General features: G+C 69.5%; 21 protein-coding genes and 3 pseudogenes. 15 read left to right on the top strand and 9 right to left on the bottom strand.

Going from position 1 to position 21803, the window contains the following annotated elements:
* Positions 1-4: 4 nt before the first annotated feature.
* Both AAC944_RS35395 and AAC944_RS35390 read right to left on the bottom strand, forming a co-directional pair.
* The gene (locus AAC944_RS35395; protein ID WP_051871704.1) at positions 5-688 is read right to left on the bottom strand and encodes an HAD family hydrolase; all 684 of its coding nucleotides are present in this window, start codon (positions 686-688) and stop codon (positions 5-7) included.
* Positions 681-1796 (bottom strand): ATP-grasp domain-containing protein, encoded by a 1116-nt coding sequence (locus AAC944_RS35390; protein ID WP_051871703.1) that lies wholly within the window; start codon positions 1794-1796, stop codon positions 681-683. Before AAC944_RS35390 ends, AAC944_RS35395 begins: the two co-directional genes overlap by 8 nt.
* 528 nt (positions 1797-2324) lie before the next feature.
* Here AAC944_RS35390 and AAC944_RS35385 point away from each other — a divergent pair.
* The 4 genes and pseudogenes from AAC944_RS35385 to AAC944_RS35370 form a co-directional block, all read left to right on the top strand.
* A complete protein-coding gene (locus AAC944_RS35385; protein ID WP_196942977.1) occupies positions 2325-2573 on the top strand; it encodes an acyl carrier protein in 249 nt (82 codons plus the stop codon).
* Between the two features lie 53 nt (positions 2574-2626).
* The gene (locus tag AAC944_RS35380) at positions 2627-3301 is read left to right on the top strand and encodes a thioesterase II family protein (protein ID WP_030613926.1); all 675 of its coding nucleotides are present in this window, start codon (positions 2627-2629) and stop codon (positions 3299-3301) included.
* Positions 3302-3335: 34 nt separating this feature from the next.
* Positions 3336-4892 (top strand): amino acid adenylation domain-containing protein, encoded by a 1557-nt coding sequence (locus AAC944_RS35375; protein ID WP_030613925.1) that lies wholly within the window; start codon positions 3336-3338, stop codon positions 4890-4892.
* Positions 4893-4921: 29 nt separating this feature from the next.
* Positions 4922-5353 (top strand): annotated as a pseudogene (locus AAC944_RS35370) (cytochrome P450); the annotation flags it as partial.
* Here the strand turns inward: AAC944_RS35370 and AAC944_RS35365 are convergent.
* Positions 5343-7013, bottom strand: a complete 1671-nt coding sequence (locus tag AAC944_RS35365) for a carboxylesterase/lipase family protein (protein ID WP_368396670.1) — start codon at positions 7011-7013, stop codon at positions 5343-5345. The pseudogene AAC944_RS35370 and the gene AAC944_RS35365 overlap by 11 nt on opposite strands.
* Before the next feature lie 395 nt (positions 7014-7408).
* On the opposite strand from AAC944_RS35365, the gene AAC944_RS35360 reads away from it, so the two are divergent.
* On the top strand, positions 7409-8230 hold the full coding sequence (locus AAC944_RS35360) for a hypothetical protein (RefSeq protein WP_196942975.1): 822 nt from the start codon (positions 7409-7411) through the stop codon (positions 8228-8230).
* Positions 8231-8312: 82 nt separating this feature from the next.
* A complete protein-coding gene (locus tag AAC944_RS35355) occupies positions 8313-8846 on the top strand; it encodes a GNAT family N-acetyltransferase (protein WP_030613917.1) in 534 nt (177 codons plus the stop codon).
* Positions 8847-8875: 29 nt separating this feature from the next.
* On the opposite strand, the gene AAC944_RS35350 is transcribed toward AAC944_RS35355, so the two are convergent.
* On the bottom strand, positions 8876-9634 hold the full coding sequence (locus AAC944_RS35350; RefSeq protein WP_030613915.1) for an SDR family NAD(P)-dependent oxidoreductase: 759 nt from the start codon (positions 9632-9634) through the stop codon (positions 8876-8878).
* 169 nt (positions 9635-9803) lie between these two features.
* Positions 9804-10670, bottom strand: coding sequence for a helix-turn-helix transcriptional regulator (locus AAC944_RS35345; protein WP_037772059.1), 867 nt, complete (start codon positions 10668-10670; stop codon positions 9804-9806).
* A 350-nt stretch (positions 10671-11020) separates the two neighbouring features.
* Here AAC944_RS35345 and AAC944_RS35340 point away from each other — a divergent pair, with 350 nt between their 5' ends.
* On the top strand, positions 11021-12415 hold the full coding sequence (locus AAC944_RS35340; protein WP_078888531.1) for an eCIS core domain-containing protein: 1395 nt from the start codon (positions 11021-11023) through the stop codon (positions 12413-12415).
* A gap of 49 nt (positions 12416-12464) precedes the next feature.
* On the opposite strand, the gene AAC944_RS35335 is transcribed toward AAC944_RS35340, so the two are convergent.
* Together AAC944_RS35335 and AAC944_RS35330 are read right to left on the bottom strand one after the other, a co-directional pair.
* Positions 12465-12629: a hypothetical protein gene (locus tag AAC944_RS35335; protein WP_196942973.1), complete on the bottom strand. Its 165-nt coding sequence runs from the start codon at positions 12627-12629 to the stop codon at positions 12465-12467.
* A gap of 108 nt (positions 12630-12737) precedes the next feature.
* A pseudogene (locus AAC944_RS35330) lies at positions 12738-12944 on the bottom strand (IS5/IS1182 family transposase); the annotation flags it as partial.
* A gap of 315 nt (positions 12945-13259) precedes the next feature.
* On the opposite strand from AAC944_RS35330, the gene AAC944_RS35325 reads away from it, so the two are divergent.
* The 4 genes and pseudogenes from AAC944_RS35325 (at position 13260) to AAC944_RS35310 (ending at position 15834) form a co-directional block, all read left to right on the top strand.
* Positions 13260-13826 (top strand): dienelactone hydrolase family protein, encoded by a 567-nt coding sequence (locus AAC944_RS35325; protein WP_490368278.1) that lies wholly within the window; start codon positions 13260-13262, stop codon positions 13824-13826.
* 369 nt (positions 13827-14195) lie between these two features.
* Positions 14196-14555 (top strand): annotated as a pseudogene (locus tag AAC944_RS35320) (EamA family transporter); the annotation flags it as partial.
* A gap of 182 nt (positions 14556-14737) precedes the next feature.
* Positions 14738-15154: a RidA family protein gene (locus tag AAC944_RS35315; RefSeq protein WP_030613905.1), complete on the top strand. Its 417-nt coding sequence runs from the start codon at positions 14738-14740 to the stop codon at positions 15152-15154.
* A 47-nt stretch (positions 15155-15201) separates the two neighbouring features.
* Complete coding sequence (locus AAC944_RS35310; protein WP_030613903.1) at positions 15202-15834, top strand: GNAT family N-acetyltransferase; 633 nt, start codon at positions 15202-15204, stop codon at positions 15832-15834.
* 68 nt (positions 15835-15902) lie between these two features.
* On the opposite strand, the gene AAC944_RS35305 is transcribed toward AAC944_RS35310, so the two are convergent.
* Positions 15903-16409 (bottom strand): GNAT family N-acetyltransferase, encoded by a 507-nt coding sequence (locus tag AAC944_RS35305; RefSeq protein WP_030613901.1) that lies wholly within the window; start codon positions 16407-16409, stop codon positions 15903-15905.
* A 211-nt stretch (positions 16410-16620) separates the two neighbouring features.
* On the opposite strand from AAC944_RS35305, the gene AAC944_RS35300 reads away from it, so the two are divergent.
* The 3 genes from AAC944_RS35300 (at position 16621) to AAC944_RS35290 (ending at position 20392) form a co-directional block, all read left to right on the top strand.
* Positions 16621-19176, top strand: a complete 2556-nt coding sequence (locus AAC944_RS35300; protein ID WP_051871701.1) for a sensor histidine kinase — start codon at positions 16621-16623, stop codon at positions 19174-19176.
* A gap of 56 nt (positions 19177-19232) precedes the next feature.
* Complete coding sequence (locus AAC944_RS35295) at positions 19233-19916, top strand: response regulator (protein ID WP_030613898.1); 684 nt, start codon at positions 19233-19235, stop codon at positions 19914-19916.
* A gap of 122 nt (positions 19917-20038) precedes the next feature.
* Positions 20039-20392, top strand: coding sequence for an SCO4225 family membrane protein (locus AAC944_RS35290; protein ID WP_368396667.1), 354 nt, complete (start codon positions 20039-20041; stop codon positions 20390-20392).
* A gap of 115 nt (positions 20393-20507) precedes the next feature.
* On the opposite strand, the gene AAC944_RS35285 is transcribed toward AAC944_RS35290, so the two are convergent.
* A complete protein-coding gene (locus AAC944_RS35285) occupies positions 20508-21062 on the bottom strand; it encodes a GNAT family N-acetyltransferase (protein ID WP_368397343.1) in 555 nt (184 codons plus the stop codon).
* Positions 21063-21103: 41 nt separating this feature from the next.
* On the opposite strand from AAC944_RS35285, the gene AAC944_RS35280 reads away from it, so the two are divergent.
* Positions 21104-21703, top strand: coding sequence for a TetR/AcrR family transcriptional regulator (locus AAC944_RS35280; RefSeq protein ID WP_030613892.1), 600 nt, complete (start codon positions 21104-21106; stop codon positions 21701-21703).
* Positions 21704-21803 lie beyond the last annotated feature (100 nt).

Raw genomic sequence — 21803 nt, 5'->3', positions numbered from 1 at the left:
TCGTTCACGCTGTGCCTCTGCTCTCTGCGAATCCGGTCCGGGACGGTGTGTGCCGCGCGGCGCGGACGAGGTCCGGCAGCGCCCGCATCTCGGAGAAGGTGACGACGCCTTCGCGGTGCGGACGTCCCGAGGGGTCGGCGGTGTACTGGAGTACGCGCATCCCCGCGGCCAGGGCCGCGTCGACGCCCACCCGGCTGTCCTCGATCACGACGCAGTCCGCCGGCCCCGCGCCGCACCGGGCCGCGGCCCACAGGAACAGCCGCGGGTCGGGCTTCCAGGCCCCCGCGTCGTAGGCGGAGAAGAGCCGGTCGCCGAAGTGGTGCAGCACCCCGGCGCCGCTGAGCCGCTTCTCGATGAGGTCGCGCGGGCTGTTGGAGGCCACGCACAGGGGGGCGTCCAGTGAGGTGAGCGCGTCGGCGACCCCGTCGATGGGGTCGAGCCGGTCCCCGATCAGCTCCTCGCAGCGGGCCCGTGCGAGGGTCATGGCGTCCGGTGGCGGCGGGGCTGACGCGAGGTCCGCCATGAGGTCGATGCACTCCTGCATCTTCTTGCCCGCGAAGAGTGCGTCGGCCTGGTCGGCGGAGATGCGGAGCCCCATCAGCTCGCCGACGTACGCCAGTCCGCCGTTCTCCGCGTACTGGGTGTCGACGAGGACCCCGTCCAGGTCGAAGACGACGAGTTCACTCATAGTCGATCCAGTCCACGTCCTCGATCGCGGCCACGGTGGCCGCCAGCTCCGCGTGGTCGGCGACGGTGCCGATGACGGCGGCCGCGTTGCTGCGCGAGCCGATGCGCCAGTCGACGGACTCGCCCGGTTCGGCGAGTACGGTCACGCGGTCCACGTGGGGCAGCTCACGCAGGGCCCGTACGTTGTGCACCGCCTTCACGCGGCGCGCTCCCATGGGCGGCACGATCAGGTAGTGGAAGGCGACGGGGTGCTCGGGGACCGTCGCGGTGACGGTGTACGGGCGGCCCAGGGCGGCCTTCACGGCGATGTCCGCCGGGTCCGTGGTGCCCGACCGCACCGCGAGGTCGTCGACCCAGGCGCCCAGCCGTCCGTTGACCTCGATGACGCGGGGCCCCTCTGCGGTCAGCTTGATCTCGACGTCGGCGACGCCGTGGATGTTGAGGGCGCGTACGGCACGGCAGGCGAGGTCGCGTACCGCCTGCACCTCCACTTCCGGGACGACGGAGTGGCCGCCGTAGCCGCCGCGTTCGCGGAACGGCGGGGCCAGGGCGAACTTGCTGGTCACGAAGACCGGCCGGACGTCGTCGCCGTCGGCGACGCAGTCCACGGCGATGTAGTCGCCCCACGGCGCCGCGGTGTCCCTGCCGATCAGCAGCTCTTCGAGCATGACGGCGGTCTCGGCGGGCCCGTCGTCGCGGCCTTCCAGTACGGCGGTCAGCATCGCCCGGCATTCGTCGGCGTCCGAGACGGCGACGGTGTTACGGCTGGATGCGCCGAGCACCGGTTTGACGATCGCCGGCAGGCCGACGTGCGCGATCGCGTCGTCCACGTCCTCCGGAGCCGTGACGGTACGGAAGCGGACACCGTCGATGCCCGCGCGCGCGAACCGTTCGCGCTGGCGGTCCTTCCGGGTGATGGCCGGGAGGTCGGCGGTCGGGTGGTAACGGAGTCCGAGTGCCGCCGCCAGCCGGGCGGTGTCGGCGATCCGGAATTCGCTGAAGGTGAGTATTCCGGCCGGTCGCAGACCGCGGAGTTCTTCGATGACCTCGCTCTCCGGGCGGCCGGCGGCGTTGACCACCGAACCCAGCCTTTCGAGTACCGGGATCATCTCCTGTGCATGGTCGGTATCTGCTGTGACGAATACGAGTCGGCAGTCGTTCCGGCGGGCCACCGCCGCCATTCGAAGTGGGGCGAGACTTCCTACGTCGTAGACGACGACAAGCGTGGATGCGTCGCTCAAGCGGTCAACCCTTCGGGAATTGTGGAGCTGCGGACAGTCACTCATGAGAAGAGCCGACGAAAAGGAGGCTGGAGCAGACCTTGCCTTGAGTCAACACCTCCGGACAACCGTCGATTTCCAGCCAGCAGGCCAAGTGTCCGGTCTGTCGCGGATTCCCACCGGCCCCCTACGGGAATGACACCCCACACCCCTTGTGACGTGCATCACATTGCACGAACGATCTCGCCCTGGCTACTGTCACCTCCGAAATCCGCGCTGCTCAGGGGAAGTTACGAGCTTCAACTACCCCACCACCGGCCCCGGAGCGCCTTGCGTTCCAGGCCTCACGAGCACGCCGGACTTCGCCGCTCACGCATGCAGTCATCGACAATGCATTCCTTGGGGGAAACTGCGGTGGTGTCTGAACATCCCCGGTCCGGCGGCGACGCCGACCCGGTCCTGGAGACCTGGAACGAAGCCCTCGGCGCGGGCGCCGACCCCGAATTGAGTTTCCTGGAGAACGGCGGGGACTCCTTTCTCGCGGTGAAACTCTCCACCGCCCTGTTCCAGGCGACCGGAGTCGAAATCGACTTCATCGACATCCTGGAAACAGACGGAGTCGACGGACTCCGGCGACTGCTCGACACAAAGGCCGAAGCCTCCTGAACCCGACGGCCCCCCGGCCCGGTGACACGGACGGCCGCTCGCCGCTGCGCATGATGTGTCTCCCCTATGCGGGCGCGGGCGCGGGCGTTTACCGGCACTGGCAGCAATCGTCACCGGCCGGACTCACCATCGTCCCCATTCAACTGCCCGGCCGTGAAGAGGAATTCACCCGGCCCTTCTACCGCTCCGTCCCGGAGGCGGCCGACGGAATCGCGGAGCGGATCCGGCAGGCCGCGGGCGCCGGCCCCTTCATCGTCTTCGGGCACAGCCTCGGCTCCCTACTCGCCTACGAAGCGACCCGGCGGCTCCTGGAGACCGGCGGACCCGTACCGCACCACCTCGTCGTGAGCGGCTCGGTCAGCCCGCGCCGGCGCCGCGCCCCGTGGCCGGCGACCGGCTCCGACGCCATGACGGTGGCGCGGCTGCGCGAGTTCACCGGGCAGCCCCTCGAAGCCCTGGACCACCCGGAGCTGCGCGAACTCCTGCTCCCCGCACTACGCGCCGACATCGCGCTGCTCACCGGGTACGCCCCCGCGGACCGGCCGCCCCTGCCGGTACCCCTCACCGCGCTCCGCGGCAGCGAGGACGCGACCGTACCGGTCGCCGACTGGCAGGACTGGCAGGCCTGCACCTCGGCGGAGTACCGGGCGGTGGAACTGCCCGGCGGTCATATGTACCTCAACGAATCCTGGCCGCTCGTCCTGCGGACCGTCTCAGACGTGCTGTGACGGTCCGCCGGGACGCAACGAAAGGAACCCTTCCGTGGCTGCGCCGGCTCCCTCGACCCTCCATGAGCTCTACGCCTCATCGGCCGCCCGCCATCCGCACCGCACCGCGCTGGAGGTGGGCGACGAGACCCTGACCTACGCGGAACTGGACCGGCTGGCGGACCGGCTGGCCGCGGAGATCGTCCGCAGCCACGGCGGCCGCCCGGCGACGGTGGGCCTGCTGGCCGCCCGCAGCCTCACGGCGTACGCGGGCTACCTCGCCGCCCTCCGCCTGGGGGCCGCCGCCGTCCCCATGAACCCCGCACACCCGCCCGCCCGGCTGCTGACCATCGTCAAGGACGGTGCCCTGGACATCGTCCTCACCGACGGCACCAGCGCACGCAAAGGCTCCTCGCAACCGGCGGACCTCGGCGTCCCCGTACTGACCGCGGACGGCGACCTCCTCACCCGCCTCCGCACGGAGACCAACACGCCCCCCGCCGGCTCGCAGGGCCGGCCGCCCCGCCCCGCCGACATCGCGTACATCCTCTACACCTCCGGCTCGACCGGGACCCCCCGTGGCGTCCCCATCCGGCACGCCAACATCGTGCCGTTCATCGACTGGGCGATATCCGACTGCGGATTCGGCCCGCAGGACCGCACCTCCCAGAACGTCGAGCTCACCTTCGACGTCGCCGTCTACGAACTCTTCGTCACCTGGGGAGCAGGCGGTGCGCTCGTCGTGCCCCGCCCCAACGACGTGGTCCAGCCCTCACGGTTCGTCACCGCGAAGCGCATCACGCACTGGTTCTGCGTACCGTCCGTCGGCAGCATCGCCGCCCGCACCGGATCGCTCGAACCGGATTCGATGCCGACCCTCACCAAGGTCATGTTCGGCGGGGAACGGCTCATCGCCACCCAGGCCGAGCAGTGGGCCGAGGCCGCGCCCCACGCCGAACTGCGCAACCTGTACGGGCCGACCGAGGTGAGCGTGGTCTGCGTCCAGAAGAACCTGGGCCGGCGGGGCGCACTGACGGCCGCGGGCGAGAACGGCACGATGCCCATCGGCGAGGTACTCCCCCACCTCGAACACGTCGTCCTCGGGGACGACGGCCGCCCGGCACCGACCGGAGAGCTGTGCGTCCGCGGCCCCCAGCGGTTCTCCGGATACCTCGACCCCGCCCACAACGCCGCCCGGTTCCTGGACTGGGCCCCCGACCGCGTCGCGACCGTACTGCCGGACGGTACGGCGCCCACCGACCGGCACTGGTACCGGACCGGCGACCTGGTCCACGAGGGGGACGGCGGCATCGTCTTCCTCGGCCGCATCGACGACCAGGTCAAGGTGCGCGGCCACCGCATCGAGGTGGGCGAGATCGAGTCCCAGCTCACCCGCCACCCGCACGTGACCGAGGCGGTCGTCGTGGCCCACGAGACGGCGGACAAATCCACCCTGGTCGCCTTCTACACAGGCACCGCCACCTCCCCCGCCGACCTGACGAAGTTCCTCCGCGACCGGCTCCCCGTCTACATGCTGCCCAGCCGCTTCCACCACCGCGCGGCCTTCCCCCTCAACACGAACGGCAAGATCGACCGCAGATCACTCCTCTGACGCCGGTCCCGCTGGAGGTCCTGGGACACGTGCTCCTGCTCCTCGGCGGACACGACACCACCGCCAACATGATCACCCTGGGCACGCTCCTCCTGCTGGAGCACCCGGACCAGCTCGCCGTCATCCGGGACACCGACGACCCCAAGGTGATCGCCGACGCGGTGACCGTCCGCGCCGGGGAGGGTGTCATCCTCCTCAGCGAACTCGCCAACCGGGACCCCCAGGCCTTCCCCGGCCCCGACACCCTGGACATCACTCGCAACGCCCGCGCCCACCTGGCCTTCGGCGCCGGCACCCACCACTGCGTAGGCCAGCCGCTGGCCCGGATGGAACTCCAGGTCCGCTACCCCACCCTCTTCCGCCGCGTCCCCACCCTGCGCCCCGCAGTCGACGTGGAGCAGATTCCCTTCAAGCACGACGCGGTCATCTACGGGGTGCACGAGCTGCCGGTTACCTGGTAGCGGCCGCCGCGTCCCAGAGGTCGCACAGGTGCTCGCTGTGGAGTGCCGAGGTCGGCGCGTTGCCGCCTGCCGAAGCGGTGCGCAGCGACAGGACGGTCCCGGGGCGGGTGCGCTGATCGGGCAGGTCCGGCTGACCGGCGGCGTGCGGGATGCCGGTGCGGATGAAGGACGTCCAGTAGGCAGTCATCTGGTCGGACAGAGCTCGCTGTTCGGCATTGAGCGGCGCGTCGTGGCCGAAGTGCTTGAACAGGTACTGCACCTCGTTGACATGGGTCGCGCCGAAGGCGAAGTCGGTGCCGAGGTCACGCAGCGACTCGAAGGGCGGCGACGTCCGGTCGGCGAACTCGTAGGCGTACACCGGGATACGTGTCCGGAGGCGTGCGTCGAGACGCAGGGCCGGGCAGGCCATCAGCTGGTCACCGACCGACGCACCGTACGCGAGCGTCGGCGTGGAGTACCGGTCCAGCGGGTACCGGGCGAGGGCCTTCTCGCCGGTCTCGGCCCCGAACGCCTTGCGCAGGGCCTGCGGGTACTGGGCCGCGGTGAGCGGTGTGCCGTTGGCGTCGTACGCACCGAAGGCGAAGAGCGTTCCTTCGTCACTGTTCGCCCCGTTGAGTACCGGGACCTGGGCGTAACGACCGTGCGCGAAGGCGGAAGCCGGCTGTTCGGGCAGGAAGGAACCGCCCGTCACGGGCCCCCAGTCGTGGCCTGCCTGAGCCTCGACGATCTCTTTCGCGGGCTTGCCTCGCAGGCATGCCACTGCGGTCGCCGGGTCATCGCAGCCGAGAGAAGCGGCGAAGGCCGTGCCGTCGGCGTTGGCGGCCCGGCGGTCACGGGCACCGCAGTCACCGTACGCACCGCTTTGGATGATCGCGCGGTGGAACAGTCCGCGGGCGGTGGGCGAGGCGAGATGGGTACAGACGGAGCGGCCGCCGGCCGACTCGCCCGCGATCGTCACCTGGTCCGGATCGCCGCCGAACCGGGCGATGTTGGCCCGCACCCAGCGCAGGGCTGCCTGCTGGTCCTGCATACCGAAGTTGCCGGAGGTCCGGTCCGCGGCCTCCCGGCCCAGGCCGGGCGTGGCGAGGAATCCCATGGCGCCGAGGCGGTAGTTGATGGTGACCGCGACGAGCCCGCCCTTGGCGGCGAAGGTGTCGGGGACGACGTCGGCGCCCGCGCCGCCGGTGAGCCCACCACCGTGGAACCACACCATGACCGGCAGCTTCCGCCCTTCGCGGGCTTCGTGGCCTTCGTGGCCTTCGTGGCCTTCGTGGCCTTCATGGGCGGAAGCGGTCGGTGTGTAGACGTTCAGGTTGAGGCAGTCCTCGGTGTACGTCGGGTCTTCGTAACCCGGGTCCCAGCTGCTGCTCTGGGCACAGCGGTGGCCGAACTCGGTGGCGTCGCGGACACCCGGCCAGGGCGTCACCGGCTTCGGGGCGCGCCACCGCAGTGGCCCGACGGGCGGGGCGGCGTACGGGATGCCGAGGAACTGGCGCCCGTCCGCGGTGGTTCTGCCCCGTACCGAACCCTGCTCGGTACGGACGACGCTGTCCGGTTGCCGTGCCGAGGCCGGGACCGCACCGGCCAGGGGCGCGGCACCGACGAGCATGGCGCCGGCCAGCAGCGGGGCCAATGCCCTGAGCATACGGATGGCTCTCACGTGTCCTCCTCGGTGGACCGTGGCGGCAACAGCCAGCCGCCCCTCTTCACTTCACGTCACTTCACGCCGCTTCACGTCACCACTCGTCACCAACTAGTGCGTCGACAAGCTATGAACACACCCCAGTCCAGTCAATAAGTTGAACGCAATCACCTTCCCTTCCACATTGCCCACAGGACTGCCCGAACGGCTCTCGACCGGCCACGGCTCACCGTGCGGGAATGACCGACTGTCACGGCACGCGCCAAGAGGGAGTCAACGTGATGGGACCTCAACACGGACAACCCGTCCACCCCGCAGCCCGGGGTGGCCGCGCTCCGGTCGCCGCGAGACCACAGCACGTCGCGAGGCCACAGCGTTCCGTCCCCTCGCCCCGCCCGGCGCTGCCCATCACGGTGACCACCGAAGGCGCCGGGAGCCACCTGGACACGGCTCAGATGGACGCGGCTCAGATGCTCGCCCTCCAACGCAGCGCGGGCAACGCCGCCGTGACGCAGCTGCTCAACCGCCGGCCGGAGACCGGCGCACTCGCTCTCCAGCGGGCCGGCGAGAACGACGCGGGCAGTCCCACCTACCGGCTCCACATTCAGGTCCGCAAGACGAGCAGGACCCATCGGGCGCAATACGTAGCGGGCGGCTTCGGACACGCGTGGGTGACCCTGTACACGAAATCAGGGGACGACACCTCGTACAAGACCTACGGATTCTTCCCGACGGAAGAAGTCAACGCCCGCAATGCCTTCAGGACGGTGCGCGGCGCGGTCCGCAAGAACTACGACAGTCCGGACGACGCCACCAGCAGGCTCGATGTGGAACTGACGGCCGCCCAGGTGGAGAAGTTCAAGGAGTACGTCACCCACAACTCCAATCACCCCTACAGCCTCGCATCGTACAACTGCACCACTTTTGCCCGCGGCGCCTTCAAGGCAGCCACCGGGAAGGAAGCACCCGGGATCGGACTTCCCCTGCTGGAGAACCCGAATGCCCTGCAGGACGCGATAAAGCGGATCAACCAGAAGCAAGGAAAACCCAGAAAGGGCGAAAGCATCTCGGATGCCACCCAGGCACCGAACAGCAGCGACAGCGAATCCGACTTCGACTCCGACCTGAACTGGGTCGGCGCGAGCGCCTTGGAAGGGAACCAGGCCCTGGAGCCGGCCCAGGCGCCCGCAGCGGCACCGGCGGTGCCCACCCCAGGACGGTTCGAGATCGACTGACCCGGCGGCCGACCGGACCGGCGGACTCGCTCCCGACGGGCCGTGGGACCACATGCGTTGCCGCGCCATCGCGACGGTAGGCATGCTCGGGGCTGTGAACACCACACACGCCCCCAGCAAGGCCACCGCCGACGCCACCATCGTCATGCCCGTCAGCGTGCGCGACCTGCTGCCCCGGGACCTGCCCGCGTGCACCTGGTCCGGCTCGGCAACCCACCTGCGCCACGTGGAGCGTGAGTTGGCCCGCGCTTCGGCGGGCGAGGTGGACTACCTGGCCGTCTGCACTCCTACGGACCTACCGGTGGCGATCGGCGGCATCGACTACCAGGTCACCGAAGGGGCCGGAACCTTGTGGCAGCTCGCCGTGCTCCCGGCACTCCAGTCCTGTGGCCTGGGATCACTGCTGATCCGAGCCGCCGAACAGCGGATCAGGAACCGCGGCCTGCGAAGGGCCGAATTGGCGGTGGAGGAGAACAACCCGCGGGCTCGCGCCCTGTACGAGCGCCTGGGCTACGTCGAGTACAGCCGCAGGCCGGATGCGTGGGACGAGGAAGCACCCGACGGGACGGTCCATCGCTACGAAACGATGTGTGCCCTCCTGCGAAAGGACCTGTGAGCGGAGCGGCAGAGCGGCACCCGCCACGCTCATCGGGCCGGTACCGAGCCGACGAGGCCGCCGTCGACGACGAGGTCCTGGCCCGTGATGTACGCGGCGTCGTCGGAAGCGAGGAAGGCGACGGCCGCGGCGACTTCGTCCGGATGACCGAGCGCGCCCAGTGCCACCTCGGCGGAGTTGCGGGCTTCCGCTTCCGGGTGGGTGTTGGCCCCGCGCCACATCGGTGTGTCGATGTAGCCGGGGCTGACGGAGTTGACGCGGATGCCGCGGGCGGCCAGGTCGGAGCCCATGGTGCGGGCGAGGTTGTGTACCGCCGCCTTGCTGGCGGAATAGACAGAGGCGACGGGCAGTCCGCGGTACAGGGTCCAGGAGGCGTTGATGACGACGGCGCCGCCCCGCGGCATCAGCCGCAACGCCTTCTGCACGGTGAAGAAGACACCTTTGAAGTTGACGTCGACCGTCCGGTCGAAGTCCTCCTCGGTGATCTCCGCGGTCGGCTTGAAGACGCCGACCCCGGCGTTGGCGAAGACCGCGTCCAGCGTGCCTCGCCAGGTCTCGATACGGCGCATCAGTGTGTCGAGGTCGGACAGGGAGGCCGCGTCGGCCCGCACGGCCAGGACGCGGTCCTCCACCGCGTCGAGCTGGGCGACCGCCGCGTCGAGGCGTGCGGTGTCGCGGCCGGTGATGACGACGTAGGCGCCCTCGTCCAGGAGCCGCCGCGCGGTGGCGAGCCCCATACCGCTGGTGCCGCCGGTGACCAGGACCGTCTTGTTCGTGAATCGCTGCATGCCAACGATCCTGAGGCGGTACGGGGAATGCCGGCAGTGTCACCTGATCCTGGGTCTGTCACCACCACCCTCGGCACTGACCAGCGACCGCGCGGCCGGTCGACGACACCACAGAGCCGTGCCGCGCCGTGCCGCGCCATGGCGCGTGGTGGTACGGCCTCACACGGCCTTACGAGGCGGTGACCGTGACCAGCTCGTCAGCGTCCAGCAGGTCGACCACGCGGCTCTCGGTCGGTGTCCCGCCCGCCGGTGTGTACAGCAGCAGCCGAGCGCCCGGCAGATCGGAGACGGGCAGCATCGTGTAGTCGAATGTCAGCTCTCCCGCTGAGGGGTGCACCAGTGACTTGGTGCCCTCGGTCGCGGCGCCCACCGGATGTTCTGCCCAGACGGCGGCGAAGGCGGGACTGACGGCACACATGTCCTCCGCGAGCCGGCCGAACTCCGGATCGTCCGGGTAGCGCGCGGCATCCGCGCGGAACAGGCCGACGATCTGCCGCGCCGCGTCCTCCCAGCCGCACAGCACGGCGCGGAAGTGCGCACCGGTGAAGAAGCTGACCAGACAACTGTGGTCGAACTCCCCGTACCCGAATACCAGTTGGGCCGCCCGGTTGACGGCGACCAGCTTCCAGTGCCGGTCGATGACGTACGCGGGCCGCGGCAGCCACCCGTCGACGACCCGGCGGATCCCCGCCGGGACGGCGCGGTCCGCTGGCGCGGCCTGGGGCGGATTCAGTCCGGCCAGCAGGTACAGGTGCTCGCGCTCGGCGGCGGCCAGGCGCAGTACTCGGGCGATGGCGTCCAGCACTTCGGCCGACACGTTGATGTCGCGCCCCTGCTCCAGCCACGTGTACCAGGAGACACCCACTCCCGCGAGTACCGCCACTTCCTCGCGCCGCAGCCCCGGTGTACGTCGACCGCTGCCCGCCGCCATACCCACGTCCGCGGGCGTCAGCCGCGCCCGCCGCGAGCGCAGAAACGCCCGTATCTCAGCACTACGCCGCTGCCGCGCCTCGGCGGACAGCTTCGATATCTCCATGCGGCCATGCTAAAACGCATGCCCCACTCCAGTTCGAGTCCGGCGGCCGGGTGGTCAGGTGGTCAGGCGGTCGGGCGGCCGGGCGGCCGGGCGGACGGTTGGGCAGTCGGTCGGGCGGCCGGTTGGGGCGGTCGGGCGGTTGCTCAGAGTGCGGCCGGTGCGGGGGCGGTGTCGGTCTCCCGCACGGAGACTGACGCAGCGGGCGGGGTGGGCGAGGCGGACAGAAAGCAATGTCCGAGCGGCCCGCCTCCGCCGTCCGATCGTGCACCGACCTCTGCCCTGGCGCCCCTGACCTGCCGGCTGCCGACCGCGTATGCAGGAGGGACGTCATCACTCGCGGAGAGGACCCCATGCGCGCCCGGGACACCAGCAAAGACCCTGACAGCAACACGTTCCGTCCCGTCAACCGGGCGCCGGACCGCACCAGCGCGTCGGGAACGGGTCGGTCCAGGCTCGGAGCCACGCCCTCGCAGTCGCTCCTCGCCCTGCAGCGGTCCGCCGGCAACGCTGCCGTCGCCCGCATGCTCCAGCGGGCGAACGAGGAGGAACACCACGAGCACAGCGCCGGCTGCGGTCACCAGCAGACCGAGTCGGCCCCCGCTCCCGTACAGCGCTCCGCCGTCCACGACGTACTCAGCAGCGGCGGACAGCCCATGGACCAAGCGGTACGCCAGGAGATGGAAGCCCGTCTCGGCGCCGACTTCTCCGATGTCCGCCTCCACACCGACAGCACTGCCCGGGCTTCCGCCGCCGAAGTGGGTGCCCGCGCCTACACCTCGGGCAATCACGTCGTCATCGGTGACGGCGGCGCCGACAAGCACACGCTCGCCCACGAGCTGACACACGTCATCCAGCAGCGCCAGGGGCCCGTTGCCGGTACCGACAACGGGGCCGGACTCAAGGTCTCCGACCCCTCCGACCGTTTCGAGCGCGAGGCCGAAGCCAACGCCACCCGGGTCATGGCCGCCCCCGTCCAGCGTGCCGTGGACAGCCGGCAACCCGGGGAATCGGCAGCGGACGGCCCGCAACACGCCGTTTCCCCTTCAGCTCAGTCGGCCGACGTTCAGCGCGCACCGAAGAACACCGGCTCATCGAAGCAGGGAGAGCACATCTTCAACGCGCTCAATTCGCTGGCTGACAATGTTCACAGCAAATTGAAGAGCATGCGGGATCAGCGGATCAAGGAACTCAACGATCAAGGCCGGAGTCTGAGCAAGGAGCAGCGGGGCCGGGCGCTTGCCCAGCAAGGGGCGAAGGGGAAGCTGGAAAGGCTGAAGGAGGAAGCGGCGAAGGCGGGGGTCAAGCGGGAGCACCCCCGGTTCCGTTCCGCGATGCAAGGAGCCGCGAAGGACGCGAGCGGTTCCGACCCCAACTCACTGAGGTACTCGGAACTGTCCCGCAACGTGCTGGCCGCCGTGGACACGTGCGGTACGAGGGACTGGAACGGCGGCGCGGCGATCAGGGCCTACAGTGGCGACGTGCTGGAGTCGATAATCATCGACCAGGATGCTCGAAGGCAGGCGCGGGACAATGAACTCCCGCCGAGCGACCGCAAGGAATTCGACAAGTGGTTCGCGGACACCAGGGCCTCGATGCATGCCCTGTTCGACGAAATCATCACCACGGCGGACGCCATGCACGACATGCTCCGCGTCACCCGCCGAGGCGCGGGCGGCTACCCCGACAGGGGGAAGCCGGGAGCGGAGGAGCTTTCCGACACGGACCTCGAGACAACAGCCAACTGAGCCGGCCATGAGGCTCTACCAGGACCTGATCAAGCGGGTTCGCCATGCGTCATTGACGTGTGAGGCTGCGTGTGGCGCCGGCTGCCACGGTGGTGGCGAACACCCAGCCCGCCGCCGTGAGGAGGAAGGCCAGCCACTGGTACGGCCCGGTGGGCGCGAACGCCTTCTCCTGGCCGAAGTCGACGACCGGGAGCAGCAGGTCGGCCGCGTACATCACAGCATTGAATTGCGGCGGTCACCAAGGGTAGGGGGTCGTCCCGTAACCGATCTTCTTTGCGGCGGGAGGCGGATGGCCACCGGCCGAGTTGTTCGCTCGGTCCGTGAGGGCGAGGTTGTGCGGGTGCGCGATGCCAAGCATCGCGTGGTGCACGCCATCGTCCTTGAGGCGGCCGTCACGCAGGCTCTTCCACCCCTTCATGCGGGCGAAGACGTGCTCCACTCGGAACCGTACCTGCTCGTGGAAGCAATTGTGTTCCTGTTTCCAGCCCGGGAGTGCGGCCTGACCCTGCGCCCGGCGGTGCGGCATCACGGCCCTCCGGGGAACAGGCCCCATGGCCGTCCGCGCACCGGCTCGTTGGTGACTTCTCGGCGTACCACCGTCATCAACGTGCGTGAGCAGCGCGGGCTCAGCCCGGTGAACGGGGCCGCCCAGGACGGCTCCGACACCGAGATCACGCCCACCACACCAAGATCATCTCATTCGTGAACAGGCGATCCGAAGGGGTGCGCTCCCGACGCGGTCCAACATCAACTCATCAGCCACCAGCTGATCATCAGTGTTTGACCTGGTTACAGTCCTTTCATGGCAAGCCACTCCCGGGACAGTAACGGCCACGACACGGCCGTGGTCGTCGCCCACGAGATATACGGGGTCAACGAGCACATCAGCGGCGTCGCCAAGATGCTCCGCCCGTACCGCTGCGATGTCTTCACACCCGGTTTCCTTCCATCGGGCGTCGTGTACGCCCGCGAAGACGAGTCCGAGGCATACCGACAATTCACGCGAACCCCAGGCGTGGCAGGCATGGGCAACGCACTCGCGCAGTACGCCGAGGGCCTTCGTGAGCGCTATCGCAGAGTGCTCTGCATCGGTTTCAGCGTCGGAGCCACCAGCACCTGGCTCGCCTCCGGGACCGGCGCCGTGGACGGCGCAGTGTGCTTCTACGGATCCCGGATCCGTGACCACCTGGACATTCAACCGACCGCCCCGTGCCTCGTGATCTTCGCCGAGCAGGAGCCCAGCTTCTCGGTGCCGGCAATCACCGAACGCCTGGTGGACCGGAAGGGTGTCGTGACGGAGGTGCACCCCTGTCGCCATGGCTTCTGCGATCCCGGCAGTCCTCACTACTCCGCCGTGCACAGCCGTCAGGCGTGGACCTCGGCCACCCGGTTCCTGGGACTATCTCGCTGACGAGGCAGACGCTCCTCCGGAAGACCCGCCCCGCACGACGCCGAACGGCCTGCAACAACTCAAGGATCAGTTATGGGACGACCCTTGATCACAGGGTCTCCAGTACCAGTCACAGGGGTTCTCCGGTCCGGATGACCTCATGTGCCAGTGCCACCAGGTCCGGAATGGCAGGGTGGCCTGGTCCGTCGCGCCAGACGATGACGACGGGGACAGCCGGTGCGTCCGAGAGCGGGCGGTGGACCAATGACGGGGGGTGTGGTTCCGCGGGGTGGCCGTCGTGGAGATGCCCACCGCGCGGTCCGCGGCGCTCGCGATGAGCCACTCGTCGGTGTTGGACACCTCGATGGCCGCGACCGGGCGGGCTGTCGCGCACGTGCGGGGGCCCGCTTCCCACGGCTGGACGGCCTGACGATCGCGATGGCAGTCGCCGCGCTGGTCAGTCTGCCGCTGGGCATCGGAACGTCGGTCGCGACGCTGTTCGGACCGGAGGTGCTCGGCCTGGGGCCGGCCATCGCGGTCATGAGCTCGGGGGTGCCCTACGCTCTGGAACTGCTCGCCCTGCGCCGACTGCCCGCGGCGACGATCGCCGTACTCACGAGTCTGGCGCCGGCCGTTGCTGCCCTGGCCGGTTTCCTGGTGCTGGGCCAGGGGCTGTCGCTGCCGCAGTGCGCCGCGGTCGCCATGGTGGTCGCGGCGAGCGCGGGAGCGGTACGCACGGGCAAGCGCTGAACCGTGGGGATGCGCCTGCACGCGCCGGTCGCCGCCAAAGAAATCCCGCCGAAGAAGTCGCCGCCGAGGAAGTCACCGCCTAGGAAGTCACCGCCGGAAAAGAAGAAGCGGGGCCGGAGCGTCCTTGGCAGGATGACTGCGCTTGGTTGTACCTGACCGACCAACCGACCGGAGGAGACCGAATGACCACGGGCCGTGCCATCACCTTGATCCGCTCCGACTCCCTGTCCGATGTCGCCGAGTATGCCTACGCGGCCACCGCCCCCGCCGGTTCGCGGCTCATCTTTCTTGCCGGCGCATGCCCGCTGAACGAGGACGGTTCGACAGCGGCGATCGGAGACTATGCGGGCCAAGCCGCGAAGGCCGTCGAGAACATGCAGACCGCCCTCGCCGCGGCCGGCGCGTCGATGTACGACGTCATCAGCACCCGGGTCCTCGTCGCGTCCTCCCGGCAGGAAGACCTGGTCAGCGCGTGGGAAGTGGTCCGCGACGCCTTCGGTGAACACGACGTACCCAGCACGTTGATGGGTGTCACCGTCCTCGGCTACGACGACCAGCTCGTCGAGATCGAAGCCGTCGCCGCCGTCCTCGATTCATAGCCGGATGAAGGGGGTGGTGAGGTGGGGTCTGGTGTGAGGGCTCACGCGTGCTCAGCCTGACGGAGATTGCCGAAGACCCAGTGATTCTGACGCGCCGTCTGAAGCCGCCTGGTGGCCGCGTGCTCGTCTTCCGGCCCCTCACGTGTGCCGACGCGGAGCGGCTGGCGGCCTTCCTCACGGCGTTGTCTCCCGAAACGCGGCGGCTCAGCACGTTCGACGGGTACGACCTCGCGGCGGCCCGGGAACTGTGCGACGCGATCGCGCGCTACGACAAACTCAGGTTGGTACTCGAGGAAGTACCGGCCCTCAAAGGTGCGTACGCGCCTGCCGGCAGGATCGTCGGCCTGCTGGAATTCAGCCTCGCGCTCACTGCGGCAGACATCGCGCGTTATCGGAAAGCGGGCATCCGCCTCACCGAGCGGACCGACTGCCGCTTCGGCCCCACTCTGGCCGACGACTACCAGGACAGGGGCGTCGGAACGCTCCTCCTCCCGCTCATCACGGAGGTCGCGCAGCTGCTCGGCAGGACGAGGATCATCCTCTGGGGCGGCGTCCTCACCCATAACCCCCGCGCCATTCGCTACTACGAGAAGAACGGCTTCCAGCCGGTCGGCTGCTTCAGCGGGGCTGACGGCTCTCCGTCACTCGACATGATCCTGGACCTGCGTTCGTCTCCGTAACCGGTCAACATCCCACGGCGACGCCAGCTGGTGACGGGCCGGTGAGGTACGGCTGCCAGCCAGACGCGTCAGAGGTCCCTGCGCATGCAGACACGGGGCCAGCGGTCCAGTCCGTGGGCGGCTTCCCGTCGCCGGATCTCCCGCAGGCCGGGGCCGATCCTGCTGTCGTCGAGGGGGTGGAAGCCGCAGCGCGTGTAGTAGGGCGCGTTCCACGGTACGTGGGTGAAGGTGGTGAGGGTCAGGGCAGGCACTCCGCCGGCCACAGCGTGACTGCCGAGATGGTCGAGCAGTGAGCGGCCGATGCCGCGGCGCGCGCTGTCCGGGTGCACCGAGACCTGCTCGACGTGAAGGTTGCCGTCGACGTGTTCGGCGATGAGATAGGCCACCGGAGTACCGGTCTCATCGGTGGCGACCCACGCCAGCCCTGCTCTCTCGTACCGAGCGAGTTCGTCGAGCGGGAGCGGCTGGTCATCGGCGATCTCCGGCATACCGATGTCACGGAAGCACCGCCCAGCGGCTCGCTCGATGTCTTGGAGGAGCGGCAGTTCGTCGATGTGGGCTGCTCGGATTCGCATCGGTCCATTGTCGTCGGTGAGTGAGTGAATGAGGGGGGGCGGGTGAGTGTGGTGAGTGTGAGTGGGTGAGTGTGGGCGGGTGAGTGGGGTGAGTGTGGGCGGGTGAGTGGGGGTGGGCGTTGGGCGGGGCTTCTCCATCTCTGGTTAGAGACGGTGATCGCCCTGTGGCCTGATGTCCGGGGTCCGGGCGTGACCATAGCCTGGATCCATCATGGAACGAACTGACGACCGGTTGTTCCCGGTCCTGCTGCTCGGTGCCCAGGTCGCGGTGTGGCCCGGGACTGCACTGGTGCTCGGTGCCACGCCGACCGCTGCGGAACTGCTCGCCGCCGCCTTGGTGGCAGGCCTGGTGACCGTCGTGCTCACGGCCCGCCGTACCCACCCCGTGCCGGTCCTCATCCTGGTCACCGCCGCCTGCGCGGTCGGCGCGGAGCCGCTGCCCGCGGGCGCGGTGGCCGTACTCGGTACGGCGGGGGTCACGTTGGCGCTGTTCTCGGTGGCCGCCGAGAGGGACACGACCACCGGATTGCTGTGCGTGGCAACGCTCGCCGTCTGGCAGCTCGTGCACGGCCTCACCCTGCACGGACTCGGCGGCGGCCAGGGTCTCGACCTCGTCCTCACCACTCTTCTCTACGCGGCTGCCACCGGTACGGGACTGTACCTGCGCCGAGTACGGGCCTCCCGACGAGCCGCCGAGCGGCGTCTGCGCCGGGCGGAGACCGACCGGCACCGGCTCCCGGCGGCTGAACGGCAGCGTATGGAGAGGGAGTTGCACGACGTCAGCGCCCATCACCTCACGGCGGTGGTCGTGACGGCGGAGGCGGCGCTCGGTCTGCGCGATCGCCGTCCCGAGCTGGCCGACGAGGCGGTGCGGTTCGCCGCCGAGACCGGCCGCGAGGTGACCAGGGCACTGAGCGCGGTCAGGTCCCCGGCGCCCTCCGCTGACGACCTTCCGGCGCCGGAAGAACGGCTCCGGGAACTCGTGGCCGGCTTCCGCGCCCTCGGCCAACCGGTAACTTTCGACATCCAGTCCCCACGGGACGGAACGGGCACGCCGAACGGAGGCGAACTGGAACAACAGGCCCAGCTGGAACAACAGGCCTGGCCGGAGCAACAGGCCCAGCCGGAGGAACAGGCCCGGCCGGAACAGCGGAAACGGCCGGTACATCGGGATCCGCTCGACAGCTCGGTTCTCAACAGCTCCGTCCTCAACAGCTCCGTCCTCAACAGCTCGGTCCTCGACAGCTCGGTCCTCGACAGCTCGGTCGGTGACGCCGTTTACGGCATCGTCCGCGAAGCGCTGACCAACGTGGTCCGCCACGCCTCCGGTGCGCCCACCGCCGTGCGATGCACCTACGACGACGCCCACACCGAAATCGTGGTGCGCAACGCAGCGCCGGACGCGTCCGCCGGCACCACCGGCACGCCACCGCGCGGTCAGGGCCTCGGCGGCGGGCGCGGCCAGAACTTCCTGCGCAGCCGGGCGCGGGAGCTGGGCGGCACGCTGACCAGCGGCCCGACGCCGGATGGCGGGTGGGAGGTGCGTGCGGTCCTGCCGACGCGGAGCGGGGCGTCGGCGGCACCGTTCGTGTCGCGGACGTACCGCCTCGCACAGTTCGTCGCGGCCGTAGGACTGTGCTTTCAGCCGCTGCTGCCGTTCCTCGTCATCCGGGAGAGTACGACACCCACCGGCCCCGGTGTCTCCGCGGGCGCGCTCTTCGCGCTGCTCGCAGCGGCGCAGGCGGTGATGCTGCTGTGCCTCCGCCGGGCCCCGTGGTCGGCACTGAGCGTGCTGCTGGTCCTCGCCGGGCTCTGGCCTGCGGCGATGGCCGTGAGCGGGTACGCGGGGCCGGTCGTCCTGCCACCGGCGCTGAGCATGCTCGCCACATGCGTGGGCCTCGCCATGGTGGCGGCCGGCACACCGAGTTTCGCCCTCGCCGCCGGCGTGGGCAGCGGCATGCAGCGGTGGGCCGTGCCGGTGGTGGCCGCCGCCGTACACGCGGCCGCGCTGCTCATCGCCGTACTCACTCGTGGTGTCGCCTTGCCCACCTGGGTGGCCGCCGGGGCGGCGCTGTCGGCCATGGCCGCCTGGGCTGTCGGCACCTGGTACGAGAAGAGGCGGCGAGCTGCCCTGGACACGCATGAGGGTCTTGTCGCAGCGTGGACGGAGGAGGCGGTACGGGACGCATGGGCCGAGCGTCGCCGTATCACCGTCGGGCTGGAGACCACCGTGCTGGCACGCACCGCCGAAGTGGTCGAGGAGGCAGAAGCGGGCCGGCTCGCGCAGACGGCGGAACGGGCGCGCGACGCCTTGGCCGCGATGCGGGCTCTGCTCGAAACGGTACGGCACGGAGAGCAGGCCGCCGAGCTCCGGCCGCAGCCCACGCTCCAGGCCCTTGACCTGCTGGTCGGCCAGTGGCGGGCCACCGGCCGCCAGGTGGAGGTGCGGCTCACGGACCGGGTGCCGCAGCGGCTGCCGACGGAGGTGGACATCGCCGCGTACCGTGCCGCCGAGACCGTGCTGGAGACGGGCGGCAACGACCAGCCCACCGTGCTTGTCATCGACGCCACGGACCACGTACTGACCCTCACCGCGACCGGAGTTTCCCAAGCCACCCGTCTCGCGGCACGCCGGCGCCTGGTGACGCGGGCCGCCGCCCTTGGCGGCACCTTGGCCACCGGGCAGCCGGGCACGGTCGTGTTGCGTCTGCCCCTGTCTCTCCCCGCGCCCCTCGGCCCCACCCCTCCCCCGCGTCCGTGCCTCTGACCTGCCGCCCCTGCACACCTACGCCCGTACCCGCCGCAACACCAGGAGAAGTCCCCATGTCCCTCACCGTGTTGGTAGTCGACGACCAGGCGGTCGTCCGGGCGGGGTTCGCCGCCGTCATCGACGCCGAGCCGGACATGACGGTCGTCGGAGAGGCCGGCGATGGCGCGGCCGCGGTGAGCCTTGCCGAACAGCTCGCACCGGACGTGATCGTCATGGACGTACGGATGCCGGGACTCGACGGCATCACCGCCACCCGGATTCTCACCGGACGCGACAGCCCTCCTCGGGTTCTCGTACTGACCACGTTCGACCTCGACGCCTACGTCTTCGACGCGTTGCGCGCCGGTGCGTCAGGGTTCCTGCTCAAGGACGTGCAGGCAGCCGAACTGCTGCACGGCATCCGGGTGGTGGCCGCTGGGGAGAGCGTCCTCGCCCCCTCCGCCACCCGTCGGCTCATCGGCCATTACGCCGCCGGCCGGCCCACCGGCCCGCGGGCCGGGAACGCCGCCGCGGTCCTGGACCAACTGACCGCACGGGAGCGCTCCGTCCTCACCCTGATCGCATCGGGCCTGAACAACGCCGAGATCGCCGCCGACCTCGACATCACCGTCGGCACCGTCAAATCCCATGTGAACGCGCTGTTGCGCAAGCTGGAGGTACGCGACCGGGTACAGGCGACGATCCTCGCGTACGACTTGGGCCTCGTCCACGTGACTCCACCGGAGACGTCCACGTGACTCCACCGGAGACGTCCACGTGACTCCACCGGAGACGTCCACCTGATCCACCCAACGCCCCGACGACCCAACGACCCAACGACCCGAGCAGATCAACCGACATTCGTCAGGACAGTGAATTCATGAACATGGACACGAATATGAACAACCCCAAGTCCGCATCCACCCACCCCGTCCTTCGCACGGTGCACGGTGCGCTCAGCAGCACTCTCGCCCGCGTCTACCTCGCCGTATGTGCGGTACTGCTCATCTGGGCCGTCGTGGTGAGTTACGGCGACAACCCCGACGCGTCCTTCGCCGGCGTCGTACCGCTCATCGCCACCGCACCGGTCAGCCTCATCCTGCTCGCGCTGCCGGACCACATCGCCATGGTGTTCCTCGCCGTCGGTCTCGGTGCGGTGGTGAACGCCGTGCTCATCGGTTGGTGCGCCCGCGCCCTGCGCCAGGGCCGCGGCGGCTCGAAGCCGAAGGCCTGAAGGCCGCGACAGGTCCGACAGGTCGACAGGTCCGATAGGCCTGACAGATCTCACAGATACAGATCTGCAGATCTGACAGAACTGACAGGACTGACAGAACTGACTGGCCGACCGCTCATCCCTGATCCTGCTCGACAAGGTCAAGCGTCCAGTTCTGTCCGATGAGATCATGACCGAAACTGTGATGGGGCTGCTCGTCGGCGAGGGTGAAACCGAAGCTCTGGTAGATCTTGCGCGCAGACGTCAGCACGTCGTTGGTCCACAACGTCACCTGCCGGTAGCCGGCCCGGCGTGCGAAGGTCAGGCACTCCTCGACGAGGCGAGTGCCGAGACCAAGGCCTCGGCCGGCCGGGGTGACGAGCAGAATGCGCAGCTTGGCCACTCTCGCCTCGTCGCCGGCCGTCACCAGGAAGATGCAGCCCACGCGCTCGCCGTCGACCTCGGCGATCCAGGCCGCTTCCCTGGCCGGGTCGTGTTTGGTGGCGTAGTCGGCCACGATCTCGGCCACGAGGGCCTCGAAGTCGGTGTTCCAGCCGTACTGCCGGTCGTACACCTCACCGTGGGCCATCACCACCCAGCCCAGGTCACCGGGGCGGTCGGCGCGGCGCACGGTCACCTGCCGCCGGGGTTCGTGCTGGGTCACGGTTACCTCCCCGCGATGCTGGTCCAGAAACACTGACACAAGTGTTTCAGTACCGTTAGGCTAGCTCCATGCCCCAGGAAGCGACAGTCCCGTCCGCACGGCAGGTCGAGCTGCTGGAGGCCGCGTACCGGTACGCACTCGACCACGGCCTTGCCGACCTGTCGCTGCGTCCGCTGGCCACGGCCATCGGCTCCAGCCCGCGGGTACTGATGTTCCTGTTCGGCAACAAGGACGGACTGGTGCGGGCGCTGCTGGCGCGTGCCCGCACCGATGAGCTGGCGATCCTGGACCGCCTCAGGGAGGCCGACCGGCCCATCGGCCTGGTTCCGGCGGTCGAGCAGGTCTGGACGTGGCTCGCTGCCGACGAGCATCGCCCGCTGCTGCGGCTGTGGGCCGAGGCGTACGCTCGCTCACTCGTCGAGCCCGGCGGCGCGTGGGCCGGCTTCGCCCGCTCGACCGTTGACGACTGGCTCGACGTCCTGGCCGCCTGTCAGCCGCAGCCCGAGAGGGACAGCGCGGCCGGCAGTACCCGCCGCACCCTGGCGCTGGCGGTACTCCGCGGCGCTCTGCTCGACCTGCTCGCCACCGACGACGAGCGTCGGACCACCGCCGCCGTCCGACACCAACTCACTCTGCTGAGCGCCTGTGTCATAACCCCTGATCAGTGACTATGTGTGACGGGTGGGCAAGTCCGGTCACTGATGGGTCAGTGCGGGGCGTGTTCGAATGCGGTGGGATGGTTCGGGCCCGTACGTGGGAGCTTCCGGT

The organism is Streptomyces sclerotialus (assembly GCF_040907265.1).
Taxonomy (GTDB): Bacteria; Actinomycetota; Actinomycetes; order Streptomycetales; family Streptomycetaceae; genus Streptomyces; species Streptomyces sclerotialus.
The sequence above is the reverse complement of the archived record's forward strand: the minus strand, read 5'-3'. Positions and strand labels throughout refer to the sequence as shown.